At 69.9% G+C, this 24,763-nt stretch carries 19 protein-coding genes and 1 riboswitch; of the genes, 11 read left to right on the top strand and 8 right to left on the bottom strand.

Annotated features, from left to right (window positions below; translation table 11 throughout):
* Positions 1 to 126: 126 nt before the first annotated feature.
* The 4 genes from CA833_RS17990 to CA833_RS17975 form a co-directional block, all read right to left on the bottom strand.
* Positions 127 to 1,899, bottom strand: coding sequence for a diguanylate cyclase (locus CA833_RS17990; RefSeq protein ID WP_242526518.1), 1,773 nt, complete (start codon positions 1,897 to 1,899; stop codon positions 127 to 129).
* Between the two features lie 223 nt (positions 1,900 to 2,122).
* A complete protein-coding gene (locus CA833_RS17985; protein WP_207080672.1) occupies positions 2,123 to 2,749 on the bottom strand; it encodes a glutathione S-transferase in 627 nt (208 codons plus the stop codon).
* 99 nt (positions 2,750 to 2,848) lie between these two features.
* Positions 2,849 to 4,012, bottom strand: coding sequence for an FMN-dependent L-lactate dehydrogenase LldD (lldD, locus tag CA833_RS17980; protein ID WP_207080671.1), 1,164 nt, complete (start codon positions 4,010 to 4,012; stop codon positions 2,849 to 2,851).
* Positions 4,009 to 4,794 (bottom strand): FCD domain-containing protein, encoded by a 786-nt coding sequence (locus tag CA833_RS17975; protein WP_207080670.1) that lies wholly within the window; start codon positions 4,792 to 4,794, stop codon positions 4,009 to 4,011. The genes lldD and CA833_RS17975 overlap by 4 nt, the downstream gene beginning before the upstream one ends.
* Before the next feature lie 236 nt (positions 4,795 to 5,030).
* On the opposite strand from CA833_RS17975, the gene CA833_RS17970 reads away from it, so the two are divergent.
* The 7 genes from CA833_RS17970 to CA833_RS17940 all read left to right on the top strand — a co-directional run bounded on the left by CA833_RS17970 (position 5,031) and on the right by CA833_RS17940 (position 12,688).
* The gene (locus CA833_RS17970) at positions 5,031 to 6,911 is read left to right on the top strand and encodes an FUSC family protein (RefSeq protein ID WP_207080669.1); all 1,881 of its coding nucleotides are present in this window, start codon (positions 5,031 to 5,033) and stop codon (positions 6,909 to 6,911) included.
* A gap of 123 nt (positions 6,912 to 7,034) precedes the next feature.
* Positions 7,035 to 7,727 carry a ferritin-like domain-containing protein gene (locus CA833_RS17965; RefSeq protein ID WP_207080668.1) on the top strand — a complete coding sequence of 231 codons (693 nt, stop codon included), beginning with the start codon at positions 7,035 to 7,037 and terminating at the stop codon, positions 7,725 to 7,727.
* Positions 7,724 to 8,188, top strand: coding sequence for a GtrA family protein (locus tag CA833_RS17960; protein ID WP_207080667.1), 465 nt, complete (start codon positions 7,724 to 7,726; stop codon positions 8,186 to 8,188). Before CA833_RS17965 ends, CA833_RS17960 begins: the two co-directional genes overlap by 4 nt.
* Positions 8,189 to 8,191: 3 nt before the next feature.
* Positions 8,192 to 9,382 carry a glycosyltransferase family 1 protein gene (locus CA833_RS17955; protein WP_207080666.1) on the top strand — a complete coding sequence of 397 codons (1,191 nt, stop codon included), beginning with the start codon at positions 8,192 to 8,194 and terminating at the stop codon, positions 9,380 to 9,382.
* Between the two features lie 18 nt (positions 9,383 to 9,400).
* Positions 9,401 to 10,882: a CHAD domain-containing protein gene (locus tag CA833_RS17950; protein ID WP_207080665.1), complete on the top strand. Its 1,482-nt coding sequence runs from the start codon at positions 9,401 to 9,403 to the stop codon at positions 10,880 to 10,882.
* 320 nt (positions 10,883 to 11,202) lie between these two features.
* On the top strand, positions 11,203 to 12,339 hold the full coding sequence (locus tag CA833_RS17945; protein WP_207080664.1) for a VacJ family lipoprotein: 1,137 nt from the start codon (positions 11,203 to 11,205) through the stop codon (positions 12,337 to 12,339).
* A 7-nt stretch (positions 12,340 to 12,346) separates the two neighbouring features.
* Positions 12,347 to 12,688, top strand: coding sequence for a cupin domain-containing protein (locus tag CA833_RS17940; protein WP_207080663.1), 342 nt, complete (start codon positions 12,347 to 12,349; stop codon positions 12,686 to 12,688).
* Between the two features lie 22 nt (positions 12,689 to 12,710).
* Here the strand turns inward: CA833_RS17940 and CA833_RS17935 are convergent, their stop codons facing one another.
* The 4 genes from CA833_RS17935 to CA833_RS17920 form a co-directional block, all read right to left on the bottom strand.
* The gene (locus tag CA833_RS17935) at positions 12,711 to 13,736 is read right to left on the bottom strand and encodes a HoxN/HupN/NixA family nickel/cobalt transporter (RefSeq protein ID WP_242526517.1); all 1,026 of its coding nucleotides are present in this window, start codon (positions 13,734 to 13,736) and stop codon (positions 12,711 to 12,713) included.
* 173 nt (positions 13,737 to 13,909) lie between these two features.
* Positions 13,910 to 14,153: riboswitch (cobalamin riboswitch) on the bottom strand.
* A gap of 68 nt (positions 14,154 to 14,221) precedes the next feature.
* Positions 14,222 to 14,695: a DUF2269 domain-containing protein gene (locus tag CA833_RS17930; protein ID WP_142638144.1), complete on the bottom strand. Its 474-nt coding sequence runs from the start codon at positions 14,693 to 14,695 to the stop codon at positions 14,222 to 14,224.
* Positions 14,688 to 15,971 carry an SDR family oxidoreductase gene (locus CA833_RS17925; RefSeq protein WP_207080662.1) on the bottom strand — a complete coding sequence of 428 codons (1,284 nt, stop codon included), beginning with the start codon at positions 15,969 to 15,971 and terminating at the stop codon, positions 14,688 to 14,690. Before CA833_RS17925 ends, CA833_RS17930 begins: the two co-directional genes overlap by 8 nt.
* Positions 15,972 to 15,982: 11 nt before the next feature.
* On the bottom strand, positions 15,983 to 16,306 hold the full coding sequence (locus CA833_RS17920; protein ID WP_207080661.1) for a hypothetical protein: 324 nt from the start codon (positions 16,304 to 16,306) through the stop codon (positions 15,983 to 15,985).
* Between the two features lie 188 nt (positions 16,307 to 16,494).
* Here CA833_RS17920 and CA833_RS17915 point away from each other — a divergent pair, with 188 nt between their 5' ends.
* The 4 genes from CA833_RS17915 to CA833_RS17900 all read left to right on the top strand — a co-directional run bounded on the left by CA833_RS17915 (position 16,495) and on the right by CA833_RS17900 (position 24,731).
* Positions 16,495 to 18,255 carry a sensor histidine kinase gene (locus CA833_RS17915; protein WP_242526516.1) on the top strand — a complete coding sequence of 587 codons (1,761 nt, stop codon included), beginning with the start codon at positions 16,495 to 16,497 and terminating at the stop codon, positions 18,253 to 18,255.
* Positions 18,252 to 19,604 (top strand): sigma-54 dependent transcriptional regulator, encoded by a 1,353-nt coding sequence (locus CA833_RS17910; RefSeq protein WP_207080659.1) that lies wholly within the window; start codon positions 18,252 to 18,254, stop codon positions 19,602 to 19,604. Before CA833_RS17915 ends, CA833_RS17910 begins: the two co-directional genes overlap by 4 nt.
* A 348-nt stretch (positions 19,605 to 19,952) precedes the next feature.
* A complete protein-coding gene (locus CA833_RS17905) occupies positions 19,953 to 22,340 on the top strand; it encodes a TonB-dependent siderophore receptor (protein ID WP_207080658.1) in 2,388 nt (795 codons plus the stop codon).
* A 171-nt stretch (positions 22,341 to 22,511) separates the two neighbouring features.
* A complete protein-coding gene (locus CA833_RS17900) occupies positions 22,512 to 24,731 on the top strand; it encodes an FkbM family methyltransferase (protein WP_207080657.1) in 2,220 nt (739 codons plus the stop codon).
* The last annotated feature ends 32 nt before the right edge of the window (positions 24,732 to 24,763 follow it).

Raw genomic sequence — 24,763 nt, 5'->3', positions numbered from 1 at the left:
AGAACAGCCCATCGACAGGGGCGGGATCGCAGGATCCCGCCCCTGTTTTTTGGGGCATCACCCGGAAAGTCCGGAGCCCCACAAGCCCATGAGAAGGAGCGCCCGGCCCGCGTCCCCGACGCACGTTCAGCCCTTGCGCAGGTCGAGGTCGTGGCCGCCCGGAAGGCCGGGGCCACCGGCCAGCCCCTGATCGTCGGCAAAGGGCTCGGCCCCCTCGAGCAGGCGGATCGCCACCTGGTTGCGCCCGGCCCGCTTGGCCTCGTAGAGCGCCTCGTCGGCAAGGCGGTAGAGCGTGCGGAAATCGGCGGCGCCCGACGTGGTCGCCATGCCGATGCTCACGGTGACCTTGCGCCCGCGGATCACCGCGCCGTGCTCCTGCTCCGCGATGCGCTGGCGCAGGCTCTCGGCAAAACGCATGAGATCGAAACCGGCCATCCCGGCCAGCATCATCGCGAACTCCTCGCCGCCCAGCCGCGCGACCGTGCAGGTGGCGCTTTCGTGCGGGGCGATGCAGCGGGCGATGCGCTCCAGCACCACGTCGCCCGCCTCATGACCGAAGGCATCGTTGATCGACTTGAACCAGTCGACGTCGATCACCAGCAGCGCCACCGGCTCGCCCCTGGTCCGGGAGGCGGCGAGAACGGCGCCGACCCGCTCGATGAAGCCGCGCCGATTGGGCAGGCCGGTCAGGGCATCGCGGCGGGCGAGATCCTGCGCCCGCGCCTCGGCCTGACGCGCCATGTCGCGTTCCGCCCGCAGCAAGGCATGCGAGCGCGTGGCCGTGACCGAGAGCCACAGCGTCTGCCAGGCCGCAGCGAACAGCACGAGGATCTGCGACCCTCCGCCCCAGAACATCGCGTCCGCATCGAAGAAACTGGTCGATCCCAGCACCATCATCGGCACCGCCCAGGCGCCGGCGAAGTTGCGGGCCTCGACGCTGCCGCGCCGCCAGGCCTGGGCGATGCACGCGCCCACCGCCACCAGATTGGCCAAGACCAGCATGCCAAGCACGCTGCCAAGGGTATCGATCGGCCCGGATCTCATGAACGACAGCGGGATGCCCAGCGCAAATACGCTGCCCGTCAGCCCCAGCGCACAGCGCCTCAGCCAGCGGCTGACGCAAGGCGCTTCCAGCGCGGTAACAGCCGTCAGGGTTGCCAGCGCAATGGCGAGACACGACAGCCCGGTGCAGATCTGCGCGGAGATCGCCCCGGCCATCGCGGGGAAAAAGAACAAGTGCAGCTGCGACCAGCAGGCCCCCCATGCGATCATGCAGACCGCCCAGGCCGACTGCCAGGCCGAGAACTGCCGCCGCGCCGCAAATGCCAGCGACGCATTGTAGATCGCCCCCGCCAGCAGCAGCACCAGCGCCGCGCCGATCAGAGTGGCAAGGCCGGTCGTCTGGGTGCTTTCCTCGCCGCGCTCGACCAGCCGCATGCGCAGCAGCCGCGCGCTGGCCAGCTTGTCGAACTGCATCGTCACGCCCACCAGCGGCACGTCGCGGTGCGGCGCGCGGAAGGCCAGTTGCCCCCCCGCCCGCCAGTGCGTGCCGAAATCGCCGCTGCGCACGTCCTGCCGCTCCACCGCGCCATCGGCGTAGAAGAACGTCACGATCAGGCGGTCGAAGCGGGAATTGTGGATGATGAGCGAGAGATCGTCACGCTCGCCATCCGAAGTGCCCGCCTCGGGCGAGAGCATCGCGTGCAGCCAGAGCGTGCCCTGCTGGTAGCCGGCCGGCTCTCCGCTGCAGGAAAATGCCGGCGGATCGGCGCCCTCTGTCGCCACGGTCCCGCTCACCGCATGGCACAGCGGCTCGCCGATCCGCAGGCTCTCGGCAGCAGCCGGCGCAGCCCAGCCCAGCCCGAACAGTCCCCCGCACATGATGATGCACACGATCATGCCGGAGGCAGCCAGGGCCTTTCGAATCAGGCGCGGGACTAACGATTCGCAAACCATTGCCTCCCGCCCTAGGGCATAAACGTTAGGATATCATAGGCGCCGATCGATATTCGTTTGTTGCGTCTGTTGCCGGGGCGAGACAGTTCGCCGCATTATTTTCACCGGTCTGCTTGATTGCCGGGACGGGATATGCCGGACCGGATATGCCGGAACGGCCCGCCGATCATGCCGGAAAGTACACCGGATCCGCCTCGGGCGACCACGGCTTGATCGGCGCCATGACGGCGGCAAACAGCGGTGATGCCAGATAGGCCTCCAGCCACGGGCGCAGGTGCGCCAGTTCCAGCCCGGCAAACCACGCCCGGTCGACCGCGGCGAATTGCCGGACGAACGGGACGATGGCGGCATCGGTGAACCCGCGCGAGGCCCCGCCCAGGAACGGCGCCCGCGCCAGCCGGGCGTCCAGTTCGCCCAGGAACTCCAGCCCGCCCGCGCGGTGCCGCGCCGGGTCGGCATCGTGCCGCTCGGGATACTTGTAGCGGTCGAGGTCGTGCTTGAACGCGCCGTCGTTGACCGCGATCAGCGCGGCATCCTCACGCGCCAGCCAGCCTTCCGGATCGCGGCGCGCCAGCGCCAGGCGCATGATGTCGAGGCTCTGCTCGGCAACCGTGCCGTCGGGCAGGACCAGCACCGGCACGGTGCCCTTGGGCGAGGCCGTGAGCATGGCCTCCGGCTTGGCGGAGAGGCGCACTTCGCGCAGCTGGCAGCGCATGCTGGAGACCAGCAGCGCCAGCCGCGCCCGCATCGCGTAAGGGCAGCGCCGGAAGCTGTAGAGGATAGGCTCGTTCATGATCGCTCCTGCCCATGACCGCGCGCCGCCGGCAATGCAAATGCCAAACGCTGTCCGGGCTCCCGGGGCTCGATCGCGGCGCCGCGCCCGGCAGGCGGATCAGGGCGAGACCAGCCCCGCGCTCACCAGGCTGTCGCGCGAGATTTCGCCGATCGCGCGCGCGCCGGTCAGCGTCATCGCCACCCGCATCTCGCTGGCGACAAGGTCGAGCAGGTTGGCGACCCCCGCCTCGCCCCCCAACTCGCCGCCCGCCGCCAGCGCATAGACAAAGGCGCGGCCCAGCAGGACCGCATCGGCGCCCAGCGCCAGCATGCGCACCACGTCGAGGCCGGAGCGGATGCCGGAATCGGCCATGAGCGTAAGCTCGCCCTTCACCGCGTCGGCAATCACCGGCAGTGCCCGCGCGCTCGACAGCACGCCGTCGAGCTGGCGGCCGCCGTGGTTGGAAACAACGATGCCGTCGGCGCCGAAACGCACCGCATCGCGGGCGTCATCGGCATCGAGAATGCCCTTGAGCACCATCGCCCCCTTCCAGCTCTCGCGGATCCACTCGAGATCGCGCCAGCCGATCGACGGGTCGAAATTGGCGCCGAGCCAGCCGACATAGTCCTCCAGCGTGATGGCCTTGCCAAGATAGGCCGAGACATTGCCGAGATCGTGCGGGCGCCCCATCAAGCCGACGTCCCAGGCCCAGCCGGGATGGGTCACCGCCTGCAGCATCCGCCGCAGCGCCGCGTTGGGCCCGGACATGCCCGAATGGCGGTCGCGGTAGCGCGCACCGGGCACCGGCATGTCGACCGTGAAGACCAGCGTGCGCACACCCGCCGCCCAGGCCCGGTCGAGCGCGTTCTGCATGAAGCCGCGGTCCTTGAGCACGTAGAGCTGGAACCACATCGGCCGCTCGATCGCCGGCTGCACTTCCTCGATCGGGCAGACCGAGACCGAGGACATCGTGAAGGGAACCCCGCGCGAGGCCGCCGCGCGGGCCGCCTGCACCTCGCCGCGCCGCGCATACATGCCGGTGAGGCCGACCGGCGCCAGCGCCACCGGCAGCGCGAAGTCCTCGCCAAGCACGCGGGTGGACAGGTCCACCTGCCCCACCCCCTTCAGCACCCGCTGCCGGAGCGCCAGATCCTGCAGGTCCGCCATGTTGCGGCGCATCGTCTGCTCCGCATAGGCGCCGCCGTCGATGTAGTGGAACAGGAACGGCGGCAGGTGGCGGCGGGCCGCCTCGCGGTAGTCGGTGGTGGAGGAGATGATCATGACGGGGCGTCCTCGGTGTTCCTGATGTGTCGTAGTGCCTGCGCCGCGCGCTGCTGGCGGGCGGCATCGCTTTCGATGTCCTCCAGCCGGTCCTCGACGTAGCAGAGGTGGGCAATGGCGGCGGCGCGCGCCGCCTCGGCGTCCGCGCCCAGCACCGCGTCCATGATCCGGCGGTGCTGGAGATCGAGCTGGCCGGGCACGCCGGGCAACCGGTAGAGCCGCGCCAGACTGTCGGAAATGCTGGTTTCGAGCAGCCCCTGAAGACCGATCATGACCTGATGGAGCACGGCATTGTGCGCCGCGCGGGCAATCGCCATGTGAAAGGCGGCGTCGAGCCTGGCGAGCCCCAGCGGGGCCTCTGCCGCCCCGCTATCGCCCCGCTCCGACTGCAGCGCGCGGGACAGCACATCGCAGGCCGCCGCGATCCGCGCGCGGTCCGCCTCGTCGGCGCGGCGCGCGGCAAAGGCGGCGGCATCGGCCTCCAGCGACTTGCGGATTTCCAGGACGTCGCGCCAGTAACCGGCCTCGCCCCGGGCCAGCGGCGCCAGTTCCAGCAGCGCATCGCGCAGCGGCTCGCCCTCCTGCGCCGCCGCAACGTAAGTGCCGCCGCCCTGGCGGCTGACCACCCGCCCGCGCGAGGCAAGGTGCTTGATCGCCTCGCGCAAGGCCGAGCGCGACACCCCGAACTGCGCCGCCAGCGTGCGTTCGGCAGGCAGCCGGTCCCCCGGCATGAGCGCGCGGGCCGAGATCATCGCCTCAAGCCGGTCGGGCAAGGCGCTCATGCGGCGCTCCTGTCATCAAGGACATGCAATCGGCTCAATTGGTCCTACCATTTTCACCAAACAAACGGCGTGATTCGTTCTATCCGATAGTCTAAACGGCGAAGCAAGATAAATTGGTAGGACCTCATGCACAGCTTGCCTTCGGACCCTTCGGGCTCTTCGAACCAGGACGATCCTTGCCGCCGCGAAACCGGGTTGATGCGCGGGGCGGCAGGCGTCAGGGTCGGGCAACCGTCATGACCGATCCAGCCGCCCCTGCTTCCGCCCCGTCCCGCCCCGCTGCCATCGCCCGCCCGCGCGCCAGGCCGTCGCAGGCGCGCACCCTGGTGCGCTGGGCGGCGCGGCGGCTGGAACTGCGCTCGTTCGGGCTGGTGCCGGAGCAGTTCAGCCATGCCGAGGGGCTGCGCGCGGCGCTCGCGGTGGCGCTGCCGCTGGCCCTCGCGGTCGGCACCGGCCACCCCGGCATGGGCTGGGCGGTATTTGCCGCCTTCTGGACCTGCCTGTGCGATGCCCCCGGTCCGGACCGCCTGCGGCGGCGCCTGCTCGGCACCTTTGTGGTCTGCGGCGCGCTGATCGCGCTGACCGGCTCGTGGATCGCCGCTGCCGCCCCCTTCGCGGGCATGATCGTCGGGCCGCTGTTTGTCTTCGCCGCCGTCCTGTGGTCTTCGCGCATCGCCTATGGCGGCCTGCTGGGCACGCTGCTCGCGGTCGTCGCGGTGGTCGCGGTGGGCTTCCGCCAGCCGCTGGCCCTGGCGAGCGTGCAGGCGGCGGCCTTCCTGGGCGGCGCGGCCTGGGCCTACCTGCTCATCAACCACCTCTGGCGGATCGACCCGCTGCTGCCACTCGCCCGCGCCAGCGAGGCGGTCGTCATCCGCCTTCAGGACATGGCGGACAGCCTCGTGGTGCTGGGCGAGGGGCGGCACCGGGACGACCGCTGGCACAGCGAACATGCCGAACACCGCCGCACCGTGCGCATGGCGATCGAACGCCTGCGGGCGATGCTGGAGCGTTATGCCGGCGATCCCGCGGCGACCGGACCCTACGCCCGCGCCTGCCGTGCCGCCGAAACCCTGTTCGCGGCGCTGATCGCGCTCGACCAGGCCTACATCGACCGGATCGGCCCGGTCGACGAACGGCTCGCCACCGCCCGCGCCTGCCGCACGACCCTGCTGGCCTGGCGCCTGACGCAAACCCGCGGGCACCACGGACCGCGCCCGCTGCGCTGGGCGGCGGCGCGACTGGACCGGCTGCGGCCGCGCCTGGGGGAAAGCCTGTTTGCCGGCTGCACGCTGGCTTTTGCCAAAGCGCTGGATAGCCTGGCAGACCCCGCCCCGGCCCTTACGCCCGCCCCCGACCCGCCCCCCACCACGCACGCAATGGGCTTCGCACCGCCCGCCCTGCGCCAGGCGCTGCGCCAGTCCGCCGGGCTGATCGCGGTCTATTACGCCGCCATCGTGCTCCACCTCGGCTATCCCTACTGGGCGGCGATGGCGGTCGTGGTCGTGCTGCAGGGCGGCGCGCGGGTGACCTGGACGCGCTGCCTGGAACGCATTCTCGGCAGCCTGCTCGGCGGGCTGATCGCGATGGCGCTGCTGCTGGTGTTCCACGGCCCGCTGGCGCTTTCGCTGCTGGCCCTGGCGCTCGCCTGCGACGCGATCGCGCTGCGTTCGGTCAACTACACCGCCTTCGTGGTGTTCCTGACGATGCTCTTCGTGATCGTCACCGAGATGCTCCAGCCCGGCGCGGGCATTGCCGGTGCGCGGATCGTCGACAACGTGATCGGCAGCCTCGCCGCGCTGCTGGCGGTGTTCCTGCTCTGGCCGGACTTCGGCGCCTCGCTCAAGGTCCGGATCGCGGAGGGCATCGCCGCCAACCGTGCCTACTTCGACGCCGTGGAGGCGCAAGGGCCGGTCGCCGAGATCGAGGCCGCCCGCCGCCGCGCCGGGCTGGCCAGCGTCGAGGCGGAGATCGCCCTCCACGATGTCGGCCGCCTGCCGCGCCGCTTCCGCCTGGCCGAACAGGGCAGCGCCTTGCGGGACCTGCGCACGATTGCCGGGCAGGCGGCGATCGGCTGGCATCGGCGCCTCGGGCAGTCCGGGCGCGGCGAGCCACAGTGATGACCGGCCGGGATGACGGGCCGCGATGACGGGCGAACGGCCCGCCCCTTCCCCTCCCGCCCGTTTGGGTTCATGATTTCCGCCTGAGGAAGCGCGTTCAGAACGCTTTGGGTGGAGGCAGGCATGGCGAGCGGGATCAGGCAGCGTTATCTCGATGTGCTGGGATCGATCTACCTCTACAACGAACATCGCGGCTACACCGCGATCGACCGGGTGCTGCAGGCGGTGCGCGCCCGCTCCCCCGACGATCTGGAACTGATCCGCGCCATCGAGCAGCACCGCCGGGACGAACGCAAGCACTACGTGATGTTCCGAAGGTGGTTCGAACGGCGCGGGGTCATGCCGCTCGCGCTCGGCCGCCGCTTCGGCCACATCGACCGCTTCGTCGAACTCGTCTTCGGCCGGACCATCGACCGGCTCGACACCCAGGCCGTGATCGACCGCGACGACCTGTTCGAGCGGTTGTGCCGGGTGATCTCGCTGACCGAGCAGCGCGGCTACCGCCAGGTCGAGGCCCTGCTGGCAAACCGTTTCGTGCGCAGCGATCCCGTAATGATGCGGATCTTCCGCGTGATCCGCGAGGACGAGCCAAGCCACTGGGCGCCCTACGAGGGCTGGCTGGAACGGCGCCGCTCCCGCCCCTATCGCCGCCGCGAGCGCTGGACCGACACCTTCATCCATTCCGAGCTGCTGTTCCTGAAACTGCCGGTCCTGTTCCTCAACCCGTTCCAGCGCCGACGGACCGACTGGCCGGATGCCGCCGATGCGCAAACGGCCGCCGGCCCCATCGCGCCGGGAACGGCGGTGGAGCGATGAGCAAGCCGCTGGCGCAGCCCGAAGGCGCCCCCCTGCAGCCTGCCGGCGGCCCTGCGCTCGCCGGCCGCCTGCTGTCGCGTCGGGTCGCCGCGATGCTGGCCCGCAACACGGCCGTCAGCATCGGCGTGTTCCTGGTCCGCCTGGGCATCCTGTGGCTGCTGGTGGAGCGGCTCGCGGTGGGCGCGGTGGGCGCTGCCGGCGTCAGTTTCCTGGTCTCCAACTCGCTGCACTATGTCATTGGGCGTGCGTGGATATTTCCCGGAAGCGCCCGCGGAATACATGCCGGATACTGGTTGTTCCTGGCCAATTCGGGCATCGGGCTGCTCCTCACCATGGCGCTTTTTGCCGCGCTGCTCTACTTCACGCCGATGCATTACCTGATTGCCCGTACCCTCGTTTCGGTCATTGCCGGGCTGGCCGTGTTCCTGCTCAACGCCGTTCTCAACTTCCGGCAGGTCTGACTCATGCGGATCGCCCTTTTCTCCGGAAACTACAATTACGTTCGCGACGGCGCCAACCAGGCGCTCAACAGGCTGGCCGCCCATCTCGAAACGCACGAAGGCTGCGAAGTCCGCGCCTATTCCCCGGTCTCCCGGTCCCCCGCCTTCGAACCGACCGGCACGCTGGTCCCGGTCCCCTCGGTCGCGCTGCCGCGGCGCCGGGAGTTCCGGCTGGCACTCGGCCTGCCGCGCAGCGTCCGCCGCGATCTGGAGCAGTTCCGGCCTGACATGGTCCACGTATCCGCCCCCGACATTCTCGGCACCCGCGCCCAGACTTACGCCTTGCGCCGCGGCATCCCCGTCGTCGCCAGCATGCATACCCGTTTCGAGACCTACCTCGACTATTACCGGCTGGGCTGGCTGCGCCCGCTGATCTGCGCGCATCTCGACCGGTTCTACCGCCGCAGCGATCACGTGCTGGCCCCCACCCCCGCCCTTGCCGAGCAGTTCACGCGGCTGCGCGGCGACGATCACGTCAGCGTCTGGAGCCGGGGGATCGACCGCAGCCTGTTCCACCCCGCCCGCCGCGACATGGCATGGCGGCGGGCGCAAGGCCTGCGCGACGAGGACTTTGTCGTGCTGTTCTTCGGCCGGCTGGTGCTCGAAAAGGGCATCGCCACCTTCACCGCCGCGATGCGCGCCTTGCAGAAGGACGTTCCCGCCCGCGCGCTGGTAGTCGGCGCGGGACCGGCGGCCGATGCCTTCGCCGCGCTGCCCGGCACGGTGATGACCGGCCATCTCGCCGGTGACGCGCTGGCCCGGGCTGTCGCCAGCGCCGATGCCATGCTCTGCCCCAGCACCACCGAGGCCTTCGGCAACGTCATTCTCGAAGCGATGGCCTCGGGCGTGCCGGTGGTCAGCGCCGATGCGCCCAGCGCCCGCATGTTGCTCGGTCCCGGCCAGCAGCGGCAGGCTCCCGCCGGCTACCTCTGCCCGCCCCGGGACCTGGCGGCCTATGCCGGCCGCCTCGCGGCGCTGGCCGCCGCCCCGGACGTGCGCCGGGCCATGGGCGCAGCGGCCCGCCGGAACAGCGCCGCCTATTCCTGGGATGCCGCCGGACGGAGCGTGGCACGGATCTACCGTGCCCTCGCGCCCGGCGCGGCGGGGAAAGGCGACCAGACCAACGGGCAGGCCCGCATCCGCGCGGCAGGCTGAACGCAAGACGGGGAAACCATGGCGGACACCAGCGCACTGGAAGAAGAGCTCAAGCTCGAACTCTCGCCCTACGATGCCGACCTGCTGGCCGACTGCGGGCTGCTGGGCGGTGCGCCCCGGCTGGTTTCCCAGGAATCGACCTATTTCGACACGCCGGACCATGCGCTGGCCCGCGCGGGCCTGTCGCTGCGGGTGCGGCGCAGCGGGCGGCGCCACAAGCAGACGATCAAGGCGGATGGCAGTGCCGCCGGTATGCTCGTGCGCAGCGAATGGGAGCGCGAGATCGCCGGCAACCAGCCGGTGCTGGACGAGGACAATCCGGTGACCGCCCTGCTCGGCCACCGCACCGCGCTGCTGGCGCCGGTCTTTGTGGTCGAGAACGAGCGGCGGGTGTGGAACCGGGACGGCATCGAGATCGCGCTCGATGAGGGACGGATCGTCGCGGGCGAACGCCTGGCGCCGCTCTGCGAGGTGGAACTGGAGCGCAAGGGCGCGCAGCTTGACGCGCTTTTTGCCCTGGCCCGCGAGATCGAGGCCCGGGTTCCCGCAAGGATCTGCGTGCTCAGCAAGGCCGAGCGCGGCTATCGCCTGCTGGGGCCGGCGGCGCCCGCGCCCAAGGCGGGGCGGGTCCGCCTGACCCCGCAGATGAGCGTGGCGGATTCGCTCGTGCTGATCGTCGGCCACTGTCTCGGCCACTTTCACCGCAACCTGCCCGCGCTGCTCGACCATGGCGACGCCCATGCGCTGCATCAGGCCCGCGTCGCGATCCGGCGGCTGCGCTCGGCGCTCTCACTCTACCGTCCGGTGGTGCAGGAGCCGCGCACGCTGGCCCGCTTCCAGCGCGAGCTGCAATGGCTGGCCGGAAAGCTGGGCGCCATGCGCGAGATCGACGTGCTGCTCGCGAACGACGACGATCCGGAGGCCATCGCCCCGCTCTGCGCCGCCAGACGCAAGGCTGCGGGCGAAGCGGCGGCGGCGCTGCGCTCCAAGCGGTGCCGCATGCTGATGCTCGACCTTGCCGAATGGATCGCGGTCGGCCGCTGGCGCCGCGCCGCTCCCGATGCAGCCCCCGAGGCGGCCCCCGATCCCGCTTTGGGCGAGCCGTCCCTCGGCGCCTTTGCCGCCGCAGTGCTGACCCGTCGCCGCAAGGTCCTGCGCAAGCGCGGCCGCCATCTGGCGGCGCTCGGCGACGAAGCCCGCCATGACGTCCGCAAGGCCGCCAAGAAGCTGCGCTATGCGGCCGACTTCTTTGCCGCGCTCTATCCGCAGGAACGCGAAGGCCGCCGCGCCAGGCGCTTTGTCGCCCGCGTGGAAAGGCTGCAGGAGCGGCTCGGCACGCTCAACGACCGGGTCACCGCGCCGGCGGTCCGTGCCCGGCTGGGCCTTGCGCCGCGCCGGGTTCCGACCGCCGATGCCGAAAAGGCCGAGCAGGCCCGCCTGCTGCGTGCGGCCGCCAGCGACTACGACGAATTCGCAACCGCAAGGCCTTTCTGGCGTTGATGGGGTTGCGGGCGCCCTCACCGGCCCCAATATCGACAGGCAATAGCGTCCAAAAACCGTTCCATCGCCCCATTCATCGAAAGGATCCTCGACAGATCTGGCACTGGATTGACGAAAGCGGCAATCGCGCATAGCCGCATGTCCAATGGCAATCGAACATTGCCGCCCGACCTGCGGCGCCCCCCGGCAAGGCCGCTCACGTAATTGCCGCCCCCCCGCGCGATCCGCCCCCTCGATTCCCCGTCGAGACCGCGCCGGGAGCATGCTCTACTCTGCAAGGCTGGCCCCGCATCCGGCGGCCACCCGACAAGGACGATCGAATGAGTCTGACGGCCGCCGCTGTCGTATTGATGATGGGTTCCGCGCTTCCTGAAGGGGGCGACCTTCCCCAGACCGATGCCGCCCCCGCCGCCCAGCCCGTCGCAGGCGCACCGGTGACAGGCGGGCAGATCACGGGCGGGCCGGTCAGCGTCCCCCTGCCCGCCTTCGCGGCATCCCCGGTGCCCCTGATCGATCCCGCGGCCGCGGCTGCCGAACAGCAGGCCGGTGAGCCGGCCAGCGAGCAGGGCGCCGACAACGAGACGATCGGCGACGACATTCTCGTCACCCGCCGCAAGCCGCCGCCGCCGGGCGACCCGCTGGAGCGCATCAACGAACAGTCGTTCAAGGCGGTGCAGGCGGTCGACAGCGCGGTGGTCGAACCCGTCGCCAAGGCCTATAACAAGGGCCTGCCGCGCCCGATCCGCCAGGGCCTGCGCAACTTCTTCACCAACCTGGGCGAGCCGGTGGTCTTTGTGGCCTTCCTGCTCGAACTCAAGCCCGGCAAGGCGATGGAGACCGTGGGACGCTTCGCGATCAACACCACGCTGGGCGTCGGCGGCGTCATGGACGTGGCCAAGCGCAAGCCCTTCCACCTGCCCTATCGTCCCAATGGCCTCGCCAACGTGCTGGGCTATTACGGTGTCGGCCCCGGGCCCTACATGTACCTGCCGATCATCGGCCCGACGACGCTGCGCGACCTGATCGGCGATTCGGTGGACAACCTTGCCTCCCCGGCCCTGCTCGGCAAGCCCTTCACCAAGCCGGAAGTGGCGTTGCCGATGATCGTGCTCAACCAGCTGGGCGAGCGCGCCGCCTTCGACGACGAGATCAACAAGATCCGCAAGGAAGACCGCCCCTACGCGGCCTATCGCGAACTCTACCTGCGCCAGCGCAAGGCCGAGATCGAGGCGCTGCATGGCCGCACCCTGCCCGATGTCGTGCCGGTCTACGGCCCGCGCATGCCCACCGCCGGCGGCAAGACGGCGCAGGATCCGGCAGGCCAGGAACAGGCGGGCCAGCCGGTGCAACCCGCGGTGCCGGAACCGGCAGCGGAACCGGCACCCGCTCCCGTTCCGGCCCCCGTGCAGATGATCTCGCAGCCGGTCGTCCAGCCGATCCCGCAACCGGCGGCCTAGTCGCGCCGTGGCAAGCGACAGTCCGCCGCAGGCCCCGCGCAATCTCCTGGCCGTCGCGCCGGGGGACGAGGCGCAGGAACGCTTCGAGGACCTGCTGCGCGCGCCGGGCGTGAGGATCGAGCGGATCGTCTCGCACGGCCAGACCACCCCGCCCGACCAGCCCTATGTGCAGGACTGGGACGAATGGGTGCTGGTGCTCGAAGGCGCGGCCGAACTGCTGCTGGACGGCACCTGCCGCCGCACACTGGCGGCCGGCGAGCACCTGATGATCCCCGCCGGCATGCCGCATCTCGTCACCCGCACCGCCAGCCCCACGATCTGGCTCGCGGTCCACATCGGCGAGCCTTGAAGGAGCCGCCGGATAGACGCGCCTAGCCCAGTTCGATCTCGTCGAAGCGGCGCCAGCGGTAGATCGCATAGCTCACTGCCCAGCAGGCCACGAACAGGCCGATGATCAGGAAGCCGAGCATGTTGAAGCGCTCCGACAGCGCCCGGGCGCCGTCCCAGGGCTGGCCCTCGAGCGCCAGTTTCTCGGCGAACAGCCCGGCGGTCTGGACCGCGCCGATCACCAGCGCGACCAGCGCCGAGATCGCCGTGATCGTGATGTTGTAGTAGAGCTTGCGGATCGGCTTCACGAAAGCCCACTCGTAGGCGCCCAGCATGATGACGCCGTCGGCGGTGTCGATCAGCGCCATGCCCACCGCAAAGAGCACCGGCAGGACCAGCAGCGTGCCGAGCGCGATGCCGTCCGCCGCATGGGCCCCGGACAGCCCGAGGATGGCGACTTCGGTGGCGGTGTCGAACCCCAGCCCGAACAGGAAACCGAGCGGCGCCATGTGCCAGCTCGATCGCACCAGCCGGAACAGCGGGCGCAGGATCCGCGCGATCAGCCCGCGCCCGGCCAGCAGGATGTCGAGATCGTCCTCATTCGGCATCTCGCCGCGCCGCGCCTGCCGGAACCGCATCCAGACCCCGCGCAGGATCGCCAGGTTCATGATCGCGATGGTGAACAGGAAGGTGGCGGAGATGGCCGTGGCGATCACCCCGCCCGCCTCGCCGATCGCCTCGAAGTCGGACAGGGTGCTGGCGGCGATCGCGATCGTCGTCGCCGCGACGAGGACGATCGCGGAATGGCCGACCGCGAACCACAGGCCCACCGTCAGCGGGCGCTGGCCGTCCTGCATGAGCTTGCGCGTCACGTTGTCGATCGCGGCGATGTGGTCGGCGTCGACCGCGTGGCGCAGGCCCAGGCTCCAGGCCAGCAGCGCCGTGCCCAGCATCAGCGTATTGCCGTGGAAGGCGGCAAAGGCCCAGACCCAGGCCAGGACATTGGCGGCGATCAGCGCCGCGAACAGCACCGTGATGCGGCGGCGCAAGGTGAAGGAAAGGAAACCCATAAAAACCCCGTCGGCGCCAGCGAAACCGGACGGGGAGCCTGCCGCGCCTGCGGCCGGCATCGCGGTGCCGGACGGACGCCACCTGACGCCCGGCACGAATGCCGGTGCGGCCCCCGCCGCACATGCGTCGCTCAGACGGAGTTTCCGTGCCGCGGCCATCCCCTGGACCAAGGCAAGAGCGACCATGCGCCGGCAGGTCTCCTGGCTCGCGGGTCATCGCTTGATGCACGGCCTTCCCGGGCCTCGCAGGATTTAGCGTCCGGCCCAGTGGCTGCGGCGAGGGTCCTTGCCCCGCCGCGATATGCATCGCGCTCGCCGCTTACAGTTGCAGGGACAGCCACGGATTCGAGGGGAAATCCCCTCCCACCATATTCCCTATTAAGCCCCTTTCGGGGCACCGGCGCGATCATGCCGCAACGTGCGTGAGCACGCTTCGGCTGGCGCCTTGGTAGCGCCCGCCCGCGCCGCCCGCAAGCGCGCGCGGGTCACAACGCGATCTCCGGCTTGGCGGTCATCAGCCAGAAGATCACGATCACGCCCAGAAATGCGGGCCAGCCGAGCGCAAACCACCATCGCGCCAGGCGGTGATAGCGCGGCGGCAAGGACGCGCCCTCGGGCGTGTCGTCGGCGATCCGGCGCATCGCGATCTGGATCCACACGACCGGCAGCCAGCAGGCCCCGACCACCGCATAAAGCAGCATGGCCGCGACCAGCCAGCCGCTGCTCAGGGGAAAGCCCGCAAGCCGCGCCAGCCACACCCCGGTCACCGGCTGGACGATGACCGCAGGCGCGGTGAACAGCCAGTCCGCCAGCACGACATTGCGGTTCACCACCCGCCGCGCCGCGAGGCTGGCGCTGCGGTTCGCCATCCAGCCGTGGAAGGCCGTGCCGAGCCCGGTGCCCAGCAGCAGCGTGGAACTGAGGATATGGATCGTCTTGAGCAGGAAATAGTCAGCCACGGCGCCCCTCCATCGCAAACAGGGCCAGCGAAAGGCCGAGAACGGCCAGGTTCTTGACGAGCGGGCCGAACGGATCGGCCCAGAGTTCGGGAGCGGCGGCGGTCAGGATCGCGGTATAGACCGCCATCAGCGCCACCCCTGCCAGCGGCGCGCCGCGGCGGCGCAGGATCAGGCCGAGGCCCACGGCGATGTCCGCCAGCGATCCGGCCCAGAGCGCCGCCGTCGCCCCGGGTCCGGCCAGGCCGACCCGGCCGAGCCACGGGGCAACCGTGGCGGTCGGCGCAAGGGCCAGCGAGACGATCCCGCCGCCCAGCCACACCAGCGCCAGCAATCCCGCCAGCACCGGCGCCAGCGCGCGCAGGCGGGCTTCGGTGAGGTCCGCCGCGCAGGCCGGGTACCGGGCGAGCGCCTCGCCCAGCGTCATCGGGCAAAAGCCCAGCGCGGCGACAAACGGCGCGGACGGCGCGGTGTTGCCCGCCGCCAGCATCGTCAGGCTCTCCCGCGTGGCCGGACCGATGCCGAGCCGGGCGACCAGCGCCAGCAGCGGTTTCGGCAAGGAGAGCTTGGGCGCCCGCCCCTGCGCCAGCCCCAGCCAGCCGCGCAGCGCTTCGGTCAGTTCATCGGTGCTGACCGCCTGCGGCCCCACCGCATCGAGCGCGCAGGCCAGCGGCCCGGGCCGCTCCAGCAGCCGCAGGACCGCCCGTGCCAGATCGTCGATATGGATCGGCTGCACCTGCCAGCGCCCGGAACCGAGCCGGGGCAGGAGCGGCAGCGCCGCCAGCGCCGTGAACAGCGCCGTGCTGGCCCCGCCGCGCCCCATCACCAGCGAGAGCCGCAGCACCGCCCAGCCCATCCGCTCGCCCGCCGGGTCGAGGGCCATGAGGTGATCGTCCGCCCGCTTCTTGCTGCGGTGATAGGCGGTCACCCCGCTCTCGTCGGCGCCGAGCGAGGAGATCTGGATCACCCTTCCCACCCCCGCCGCCAGGCAGGCATCGAACAGCGCCCGCGCGCCCCGGTCATGAACCCCCGCATAGTCGGCGCGGTTGCCGATGATCCCGGCACAGTTCACCACCGCGTCGATGCCGGCAAGGCGCGGCGCCCAGTCCGCCGCCCGGTCACGGGCGAGGTCGCAGGCCAGCGTCCGCGCCATGGGAAAGGACCGCCGCAGCCGCTCCGGTGCGCGCGCGGCCAAGGTCACGCGCGCACCGGCGGCCAGCAAGCGGCCGGCGACGTGGCGGCCGATGAAGCCGCCCGCCCCGACGATCAGGACATGCATCGCCGCCGCCCTCACGCGTCGCGGCGCGGGCTGCGGGTCCAGACCGCAAGGCCCATGCCGACCAGCGCCAGCAGGACGCCCATCAGCGCGCTCGTCATCGTGCCGCGAATGAGATCGGCCGGGCTGACGGCGACGCTGCTCATCGACACGAACAGCATCGGCGTGGCGACCATCATCACCATCGACCAGACCGTCCAGAAGCGCGAGCGCTCCTCGGTGCCGCACAGTTCGGCAAGCAGGATCGACAGCGGCCGCCACAGGACGGCGGCGGCGAGCGTGGCGACCAGCGCGGTCAGGGCATAAGTGAGGAGCAAGGCGGAGATCGGTTCCAGCATGGCGTGGGTTCCCTTCGTCGGCCCGCCGGGGATCGGCAGGCGCAAAGGGTGAATTGCAACGGCCGTGCCAATTGGCCCGGCATTTGCTGTGCCCAATGAGCATGGCCGCAAATTCGCCGAAAAGCGGGGCCGCGGAGCAGAGCGAAATGTAAACGATGTAAACAGGAAGCCGTGGTATGGTGTTAACGATGGATACAGCACTCGGCATCCTTGCCTATGTCGGCGCGCTCGCGCTGACCGCGCTCGCCAGCCTGCTGCTGGCTGTCTTCGTGGCGCTGCGCGCGCGGATGCTGCCGGGTGGACGGCTGCTGGTGGTGTTCCTTTGCGGTGTTGCCCTCTGGAGCATCGCGCAGGCCGCACCGGCGCTGCTCGGCCCCGCCTCGGGGACGTTCAGCACCGTGTGTGTCGCGCTCTCCCCGCTCCCCGCCGCAGCCTTTGTCCATCTGGTCTTTGCCTATGCCCGCTGTGCCAGCGAGCGCCCGGTCGCTATCGCCGCTTATGCCGCGGCGCTCTTCGCGGCGACGGTGGGACTGGTGTTCGGCGTCGGCGCGGTCGTGCCATGGCGGGGTTTTCCGGGCTTTTTCGTGCCCTCGCCCTGCGGCTGGGGCGTCCTCGGCGCGGCAGGCCTGCTCTCCCTCGCCGGGCACCTGCGCCTGCTCCGGACCTGGCTGGGGCAACGCCGGGGCAGCGGCGAAATCCGGCGCCAGAGCGAGCAGGCGCGCGCCGTTTTCGTGGCCAGCGGCCTCGGCCTTGTCGCCCTCACCGGCTTCGCGTTTCCGGCGCTGGGGCTAGCGATCTATCCCTTCCCGGTGCTGCTGCTGCCGCTCTATTCGGTGGCGCTGGTCTACGGCATCGTGCGCCACCGTTTCATGGCCGTCGACCTCTGGGCGCGCCGCGCGCTCGTGTGGGTGCTGCTGCTGGCGGGCGCCGGCATGGCCAGCGCGCTGATCGCCGCGCTGCCGCTGGCGCTGGCCGGGCGCCCCGCCGGTTTCCTGGCGACCTGGACCGCGCTCGCCGCCACGCTGCTGCTGGGCATGGCGGTGCTGACGCCGATGAAGCGATGGGTCGACAGGCTGGTCTTTCCCGGCGGCCAAGTCAGCGAAACCGATATTGCCACATGGCGCGACCAGCTGGCCGAGCCGGCCGACGCGGCAAGTCTTGCGGCACGGGCCAACACCCTGCTGCGCACCCGCCTCGGCCTGCCGGAAGACGGCCCCCACCTCGTGCTGGCAGGCGAGACGGTGACGCTGTCCGGGTGGGACGACGCCCCCCTTGCCACCCGCCACATCGCCGAGCGCCTCGCCGCGCTGGTCGGGGAAGCCGCCCGCCGCCTGACCGCCGCGCAGCGCCTCGTTGCCGAGGAACGCGAGGCCCGCCTTGCCGAAATCGGCGCGCTGGCGGCGACCGTCGCGCATGACCTGCGCAATCCGCTGGGCATCGTCGCCATGGCCGCGACCGGCGCCCCGGCCGATGTCCGCGGCGAGATCGCCGAACAAGTGGCGCGCATGAACCACCTCATCACCGACATCCTCGACTATGCCAGGGCCTGGACCCTCAGCCCCCGCCCGCTCGACGTGACGATGCTGGCAGGGCGTTTCGGGATCGAGGCACAGGTGCCCGCAGGCATGACCGTCACCGCCGACCCCATGGCGCTCGACCGGGCGCTGGCGAACCTCGTCGACAATGCGCGGGCGCTCGGCAGCAGGGTCGCCCTGATTGCCGCGCCCGGCCCGCCCGCCACGATCGACATCTGCGACGATGGCCCCGGCATTCCGGCCGAGATCGCCGACAGCCTGTTCCGCCCCTTCGTCTCGCGCCGCCCCGGCGGCACCGGGCTCGGCCTCGCCATCGTCCGGCGCGTGATGGAGGCGCATGGCGGCACCGTCACGCTCGCCGCGCGGCCCGGCTGGTCCACCTGCCTGCGCCTCACTTTCGGAAACCCGACATGATCCTGCTTGCCGACGACGAACCCGCGTTCCAGCGCCTTACCGCCCAGTGGCTGCGCAGCCTGGGCCATGACGTCGAGACCGTGGGCGACGGCGATGCCGCCCACGCCGCCTTTGCCCGCTCGCCCGCCGATGTCGTGCTGCTCGACCTCGCCATGCCGCCGCACCACGCCCCCGAAGCGGGGCTGGCGCTGATCCCCGCCTTTGCCCCGGCCCCGGTGGTGGTGATGACCGGCCATGCCGACCACGCGCTGGCATTAAAGGCCATCGAGGCGGGCGCATGGGACTTTCTCGCCAAGCCGGTCGATCCCGACATGCTGCAAGTCGTTGTCGCGCGTGCGGTGGAGCGGGCGCGGCTCGCTCGCGAAGTGGCGCAGCTCAAGGCGCAGTCGGTCGGCAGCGAGGACATGGGGCTGGCCGGCAGTTCCCCGGCGATGACCGCCCTGCGCGATCTGGTCCGCCGCGTGGCGCCCACCCCGCTGCCGGTCATGGTGCTGGGGCCGAGCGGCACCGGCAAGGAACTGGTCGCCCGCGCGCTCCACCAGGCATCGCCGCGCGCCGCCCGGCCGCTGGTACCGATCCACTGCGGCGCGGTGCCCGCGGACCTCCTCGAAAGCGAACTGTTCGGCCACCTCAAGGGCAGCTTCACCGGTGCCCATGCCGACCGCCCCGGCCTTGTCGAGACCGCCTCGGGCGGCACCCTGTTCCTCGACGAGATCGGCGAGATGCCCGCTGCGATGCAAGTGAAGCTGCTGCGTTTCCTGGCCGATGGCACCTATCAGCCGGTCGGCGCGCGCGCGATGCGCAAGGCCGACGTGCGTGTGGTCGCCGCCACCCACCGCGACCTTCAGGCCGCCGTCGCCGACGGCAGCTTCCGCGAGGACCTCTATTACCGCCTGCGCGGGGTCGTGCTGCGCACGCCGGCGCTGGATGAACGGCCCGGAGACGTGCCCCTGCTCGCCAGCCTGTTTCTGCGCCGCGCGGCGCAAGGCGAGGCGCGGTTCACGCCCGATGCCCTGACCTGGCTGGCGGCGCGCCGCTGGCCCGGCAACGTGCGCGAACTGCGCGCCGCGGTCGAGTGCGCGGCAGCATTGGCCCCGCGCGGCGCGGCGGGAATCGCCATCGCGGCGCAGGACCTTGCCTTCGCCACCGGAGAGGCCATCACGGCGGCGAAGGCGCCGCCTGCCGCGATGCCTCCGCTGTCGCTGGAGGCTGAAATCACCGCGCTCGAACGCCTGCGCATTACCGAAGCGCTGGAGCGGACCGGCCACAATCATACCCATGCCGCCCGCGAACTGGGCCTGTCACGGGTCGGGCTGCTCAAGAAAATGGACCGGATGGGCCTGCGCTGAGGGATCGGGTGAAAGCGAGAGGCTCGGCCGGGGGGAGCGGGGGCGGGTGCGACGATTGATACAAATGTCCAGCTTGCGCGGCCCGGTTGTCGCTATTAATAATCGCTCTCAATAGATAACGAGTCAGGCAGGACAGACATGAGGATCACGGCCGGTTCCAGCCCCGCGTGCCGGAACGTCAGGGTGTTTTTACGCCACGGCCGCGCCATGCGCTGAGCCCGTTCTCGCGGCGATTGCGGAGACCTGCCGCCTGCCGCTCCTGCCCCGATTTCCGTGGATCGAAAGCCGTTTTCGCCACCGATCCGCGCATCCATCGCAAATAATAATCATCTGCAACAAGGAGGCACCGTGTCCACTTCCCGTTTCCGTCATTCGTCCGCCACGGCAGCGCAGGCCTATCTCGCGCTGAGCTGCATCGGACTGGCGACAAGCGCCGCGCCCGCGCTTGCACAGGACAGCACCGAAGCCGCGCCCGCGCGCCTCGGCGGCATGACCGTGTCCGATACCGCGATCGACGATGACGGCTACAAGGTCGACACCCTCTCCAGCCCCAAGGCCACCGCGCCGCTGATCGATACCCCGCGCTCGATCACGGTCATTTCCAGCCGGCTCTTGAGCGACACCAATTCGACCTCGCTCGCCGAGGCGCTGCGCACCGTGCCGGGCATCACCATGGGCGCGGGCGAAGGCGGCAACGCGCTGGGCGACCGTCCGTTCATTCGCGGCAGCGACAGCCAGGCCTCGACCTATCTCGACGGCGTGCGCGACATCGCCGCGCAGAGCCGCGAGACCTTCGCGGTGGAAGCCATCGAAGTCACCAAGGGTTCGGACAGCGTCACCAACGGTTCGGGCAATGCCGGCGGTTCGATCAACCTCGTCTCCAAGGCCCCCAAGGCCGACCGCTTCGCCCATCTCGACGCCAGCTACGGCAACGACGACTACAAGCGCGTCACCGTCGACGTGAACCAGCCGCTCAACGACTTCATCGGCGTGCGCATCAACGGCATGTGGCATGACCAGGACGTCGCCGGCCGGGATGCGGTGTGGCAGAAGCGCTGGGGCGTGGCGCCGTCCATCAAGTTCGGCCTGAACGGCCCGACCAGCCTGCAGCTCGACTGGTATCACCTTCATACCAGCGAACTGCCCGACACCGGCATTCCCTACCTCACCACCATCTCGAACCAGCCCGGCGCCAATGACCAGACCGCGCCCGCCGGCACCTCGGTGCGTTCGCGCGATGCCTATTACGGCCTCGCCGACCGCGATTTCCGCAAGACCACGGTCGACCAGTTCACCGCGCGCTTCCAGCACGAGTTCGACAACGGCCTGACCCTGCGCAACACCGCGCGCTTCTCGGATTCGAGCCAGAAGTACCTCTGGACCCAGCCGGACGATTCCAAGGGCAACGTCTATAGCTACGGCACCGTCTCGCGCCGCGTGAACTCGCGCTATTCCAAGCAGCAGGGCCTCGTCGACCAGCTCGACCTGTCGGGCACGTTCGCCACCGGCGTGCTGGAGCACAGCTTCACCGCCGCGCTCGAATACAGCTGGCAGAAATCGGGCTACGGCAGCTACTATGCCGATAGCACCAGCTACACCGCGCTGCCCACCGCGGTCACCTGCGCCACCGCCACTTCGGGCAGCAACGCGATCTGCACCGATCTCGCCAATCCCAATCCTTACGACAGCTGGACCGGCTCGATCGTCAAGGGCCCGGCCAACTCGCGCACGCTGGCCAGCAGCGAAACCTATTCGGCCTCGCTGTTCGACACGATCAGCCTGGGCGAGCACTGGAAGCTGAACATCGGCGGCCGCTACGACCACTACGACACCGACGCCTCGGCCGCCGTCGCCAAGCCCTTCACCGCCGCCCGTACCTGGCAGCACCGCACCGACGACCTGTTCACCTACCAGGCGGGACTGGTGTTCAAGCCGGTGTCCAACGGCACGATCTATGTCTCGACCGCCACTTCGGCGATCCCGCCGGGCTCGTTCCTTGCCCAGGGCAGCGAGGACAACGGCCTGACGACCGCCGGCGTCAGCACCGACGATCTCAAGGTCGCCAAGACCACGAGCTATGAAGCGGGCACCAAGTGGAACCTGTTCGGCGAGGCGCTGGCGCTCAGCTTCGACGTGTTCCAGACCCGCACCACCAATTCCCGCACCACCAACCCCGACGGCGGCGTGCTCAATGTCGGCACCAAGCGCATTCGCGGTTTCGAACTGGGCTTCAGCGGCAACATCACGCCGGAATGGAACGTCTTCGGCGGCTACACCTACATGGATTCCAAGGTGCTGAACGCCGGCCTGACCGCCACCACCGGCACCGATGCGAGCGGCGCGGCGGCCAAGTACTACGCCCCGGCGGCGGCCACTGGCCACGCCTTCCCGAACACGCCGAAGAACAGCTTCACGCTGTTCACCAACTACAAGGTGACACCGCAGCTCACCCTGGGCGGCGGCGCCATCTACATGGACAAGGTCTACGGCGGCTTCTCGGACACCCGTACTTACACGAACGGCGTGTTCACCATCGTCAAGACCCGCGCGACGTACGTGCCCAGCTACTGGCGCTTCGATGCCAACGCCAGCTACGACATCACCGACAATATCGCGGTGCGCGTCAATGCGCTGAACATCACCAACAAGCTCTACTACGACCAGGCCTATTCGACCCACTATGCCCACCAGGCAGCGGGCCGTACGGTGATCGGCACGGTCAGCTTCAAGTACTGATCCGCCGTCCGGATCGATGCACGGCCGGGGCGGGCAGAGTTCCCGCCCCGGTCATGCGATGCCGAGGCCCCGCATTTCCGGGGCCGCGCATCCGGCTCGGGGTCGTTTCCAGTCTATAAATCCTCAGACGGCCCGCATCCTTGCGGGCGATGGATTTTCTGGAGGCATGTCATGAACGCCGGCACGGCAGGATTCTTTAGCGAGGTAAGCCGGCAGCTCGGTGCCGGAAACGTCGGGCGGCTCGAAGCCCGCGGCCGCGAGATCCGTTACATGGCGCAAGGCTCGGGCTGGCGCTACGAAACGCTGCTCCAGAAGGAGCCCGAGACGATCGAGTGGATCGACAGCTTCCGCCCGGGCGAAACGCTGTGGGACATCGGTGCTAATGTCGGCATCTACAGCGTCTATGCCGGGGTGCGCGGCACCCGCGTCCACGCTTTCGAACCGCATTTCGCCAACTACTACCAGCTGTGCATCAACATCGGCCTCAACGGCCTGCAGGACCGCGTCACCCCGCTCTGCCTGGCGCTGACCGACCGCAAGGCGATCGCGGCGATGAACCTGGCCAGCGTCGACTTCGGCACCTCGATGAGCAGCTTCGGCGAAGCGCTCGACTTCCGGGGCAATCCTTACGCTCCCGCCTTCCGCCAGGGCATGGTCGGCCAGGACATCGACAGCCTGATCGGCGAATTCGGCATGGCGGTGCCCAACCACGTGAAGATCGACGTCGACGGCATCGAACTGCCGATCGTGCGCGGCGCCGCGCAGATGCTGGCGCGCGAGGAGGTCAAATCGGTCTCGATCGAACTGATCGAAACCGACGCCGCGCAAGTGGATGAAGTGACCGAGATCCTCGCCGCTGCCGGGCTGCAGTTCCAGCACAAGAAACAGAACGCCGCGTTCGCGACACCCGAGACGCGCGACGTGCTGAACTACCTGTTCCGCCGCGATGCCCCTGCCACCAGCGTGGCGGTGAACTGGGATCCCAGCCCCGCGGATGTCGAAGTCGAAGTCGAAGTCGATGTCGACGCCGTGGTCGCGGGCATCGTCGGCCGCATCGCCGAGGCCCCGATCGACGCCGTGCCCAGCGAGAACATCTACCTCGAAGAGGTCTTCCCCGCCGATCTCTACGCACAAATCGTCGCGCGGCTGCCCGCCGATGATGTGCTCGATCCAATCGTCCACCCCGATGCGGTTGCCGCCGACGGGCGCATTACCCGCCGCCTGCTCGACCTTACCGAGGCCACGCTGGGCCGCATCGCCCCCCAGGACCGTGCGTTCTGGCAGGCGATGACGCAGATCTGCACCCATCCCGCGCTGGCCGCCGCCCTCGTCGACAAGTTCGGCAAGACCCTGCGCGCCCGGTTCGGCGAGGAACTGCCCGAACTCGTCGCGGTGCCGCTGCTCTACCGCGATTTCCCCGGCTACCGCATCGGCATCCATCCCGATGCCGCCTCGAAGATCGCCACATTGCAGTTCTACCTGCCCGCGGACGAGAGCCAGCGCCATCTCGGCACCCGCTTCCACACCCGCACGCCGCAGGGCTTCGCGGACTACAAGACCAACGACTTCAAGCCCAACGCCGCCTATTCCTTCGTCCGCAGCGAGGAAAGCTGGCACAGTGTCGGCGAGCTGGGCCCGCAGGAACACGCGCGCAACACGCTGGCGCTCACCTTCTACATCAAGGGCCAGGAATACCGCTCCGAACCCGACATGATGATGGGCACTCCGGTAGCTGGTCCGGCTTCGGCGCCAGCCCCGCTTGCGGCCTCGATCGCCGAGGTGCCCCTCGCGGCGGCGCCGACGGTCCCCGATGCCGAGGACTACGTCCGGATCAACCGCCGCCTGCGCGATGTCGCGGCGCGCTTCGCCCGGCACGAGGACGTCGCCCGGCTGATCCCGCCCGGCAGCGCCGCGGTCGCGCTCGATGCCTCCAGTGCCTTCTCGCGGCATGTCCTCGACCAAGGGCAGGCAGGCTATCTCTTCACCGTGGGCTGGAGCGAGTGCGAGGGTGAAGGCGCCCGCGACGAGATCGTGCGCTACAAGCAGGCCCTGCTCGACCTCGATCCCTATCGCGAGCGCAATTCGCTGGTCCGCATGGGGTTTGCCGATGCGCTCGAGATGTTCGATCCCGAAACGCTCGACTTCATCCACGTCGACGCCTGCCTGCACGAAAGCGCCGCGGCGGCGGAAACCCTGCTGGCCGACTGGTTCGCAAGGCTCCGTCCGGGCTGCATCTTTGCCGGAAACGGCTATGGGCCAGAGCGTCCGGACATCGTGGCGGCCATCGACGCGCTGGTGGCGGCGAACGGGCTGGAACTCCACCGCATCGACGCGGGAGCAGGCGGCCCGACGCCGCGATACTCGGGATGGTTCGTGCTGAAACCGGAATGACGCCGAAAGGCGCCAAACCCGGCCCACTGAAG

The organism is Novosphingobium sp. KA1 (assembly GCF_017309955.1).
Taxonomy (GTDB): Bacteria; Pseudomonadota; Alphaproteobacteria; order Sphingomonadales; family Sphingomonadaceae; genus Novosphingobium.
Note: the sequence above shows the minus strand (reverse complement) of the source record. Positions and strands in the feature narration are given on the sequence as shown.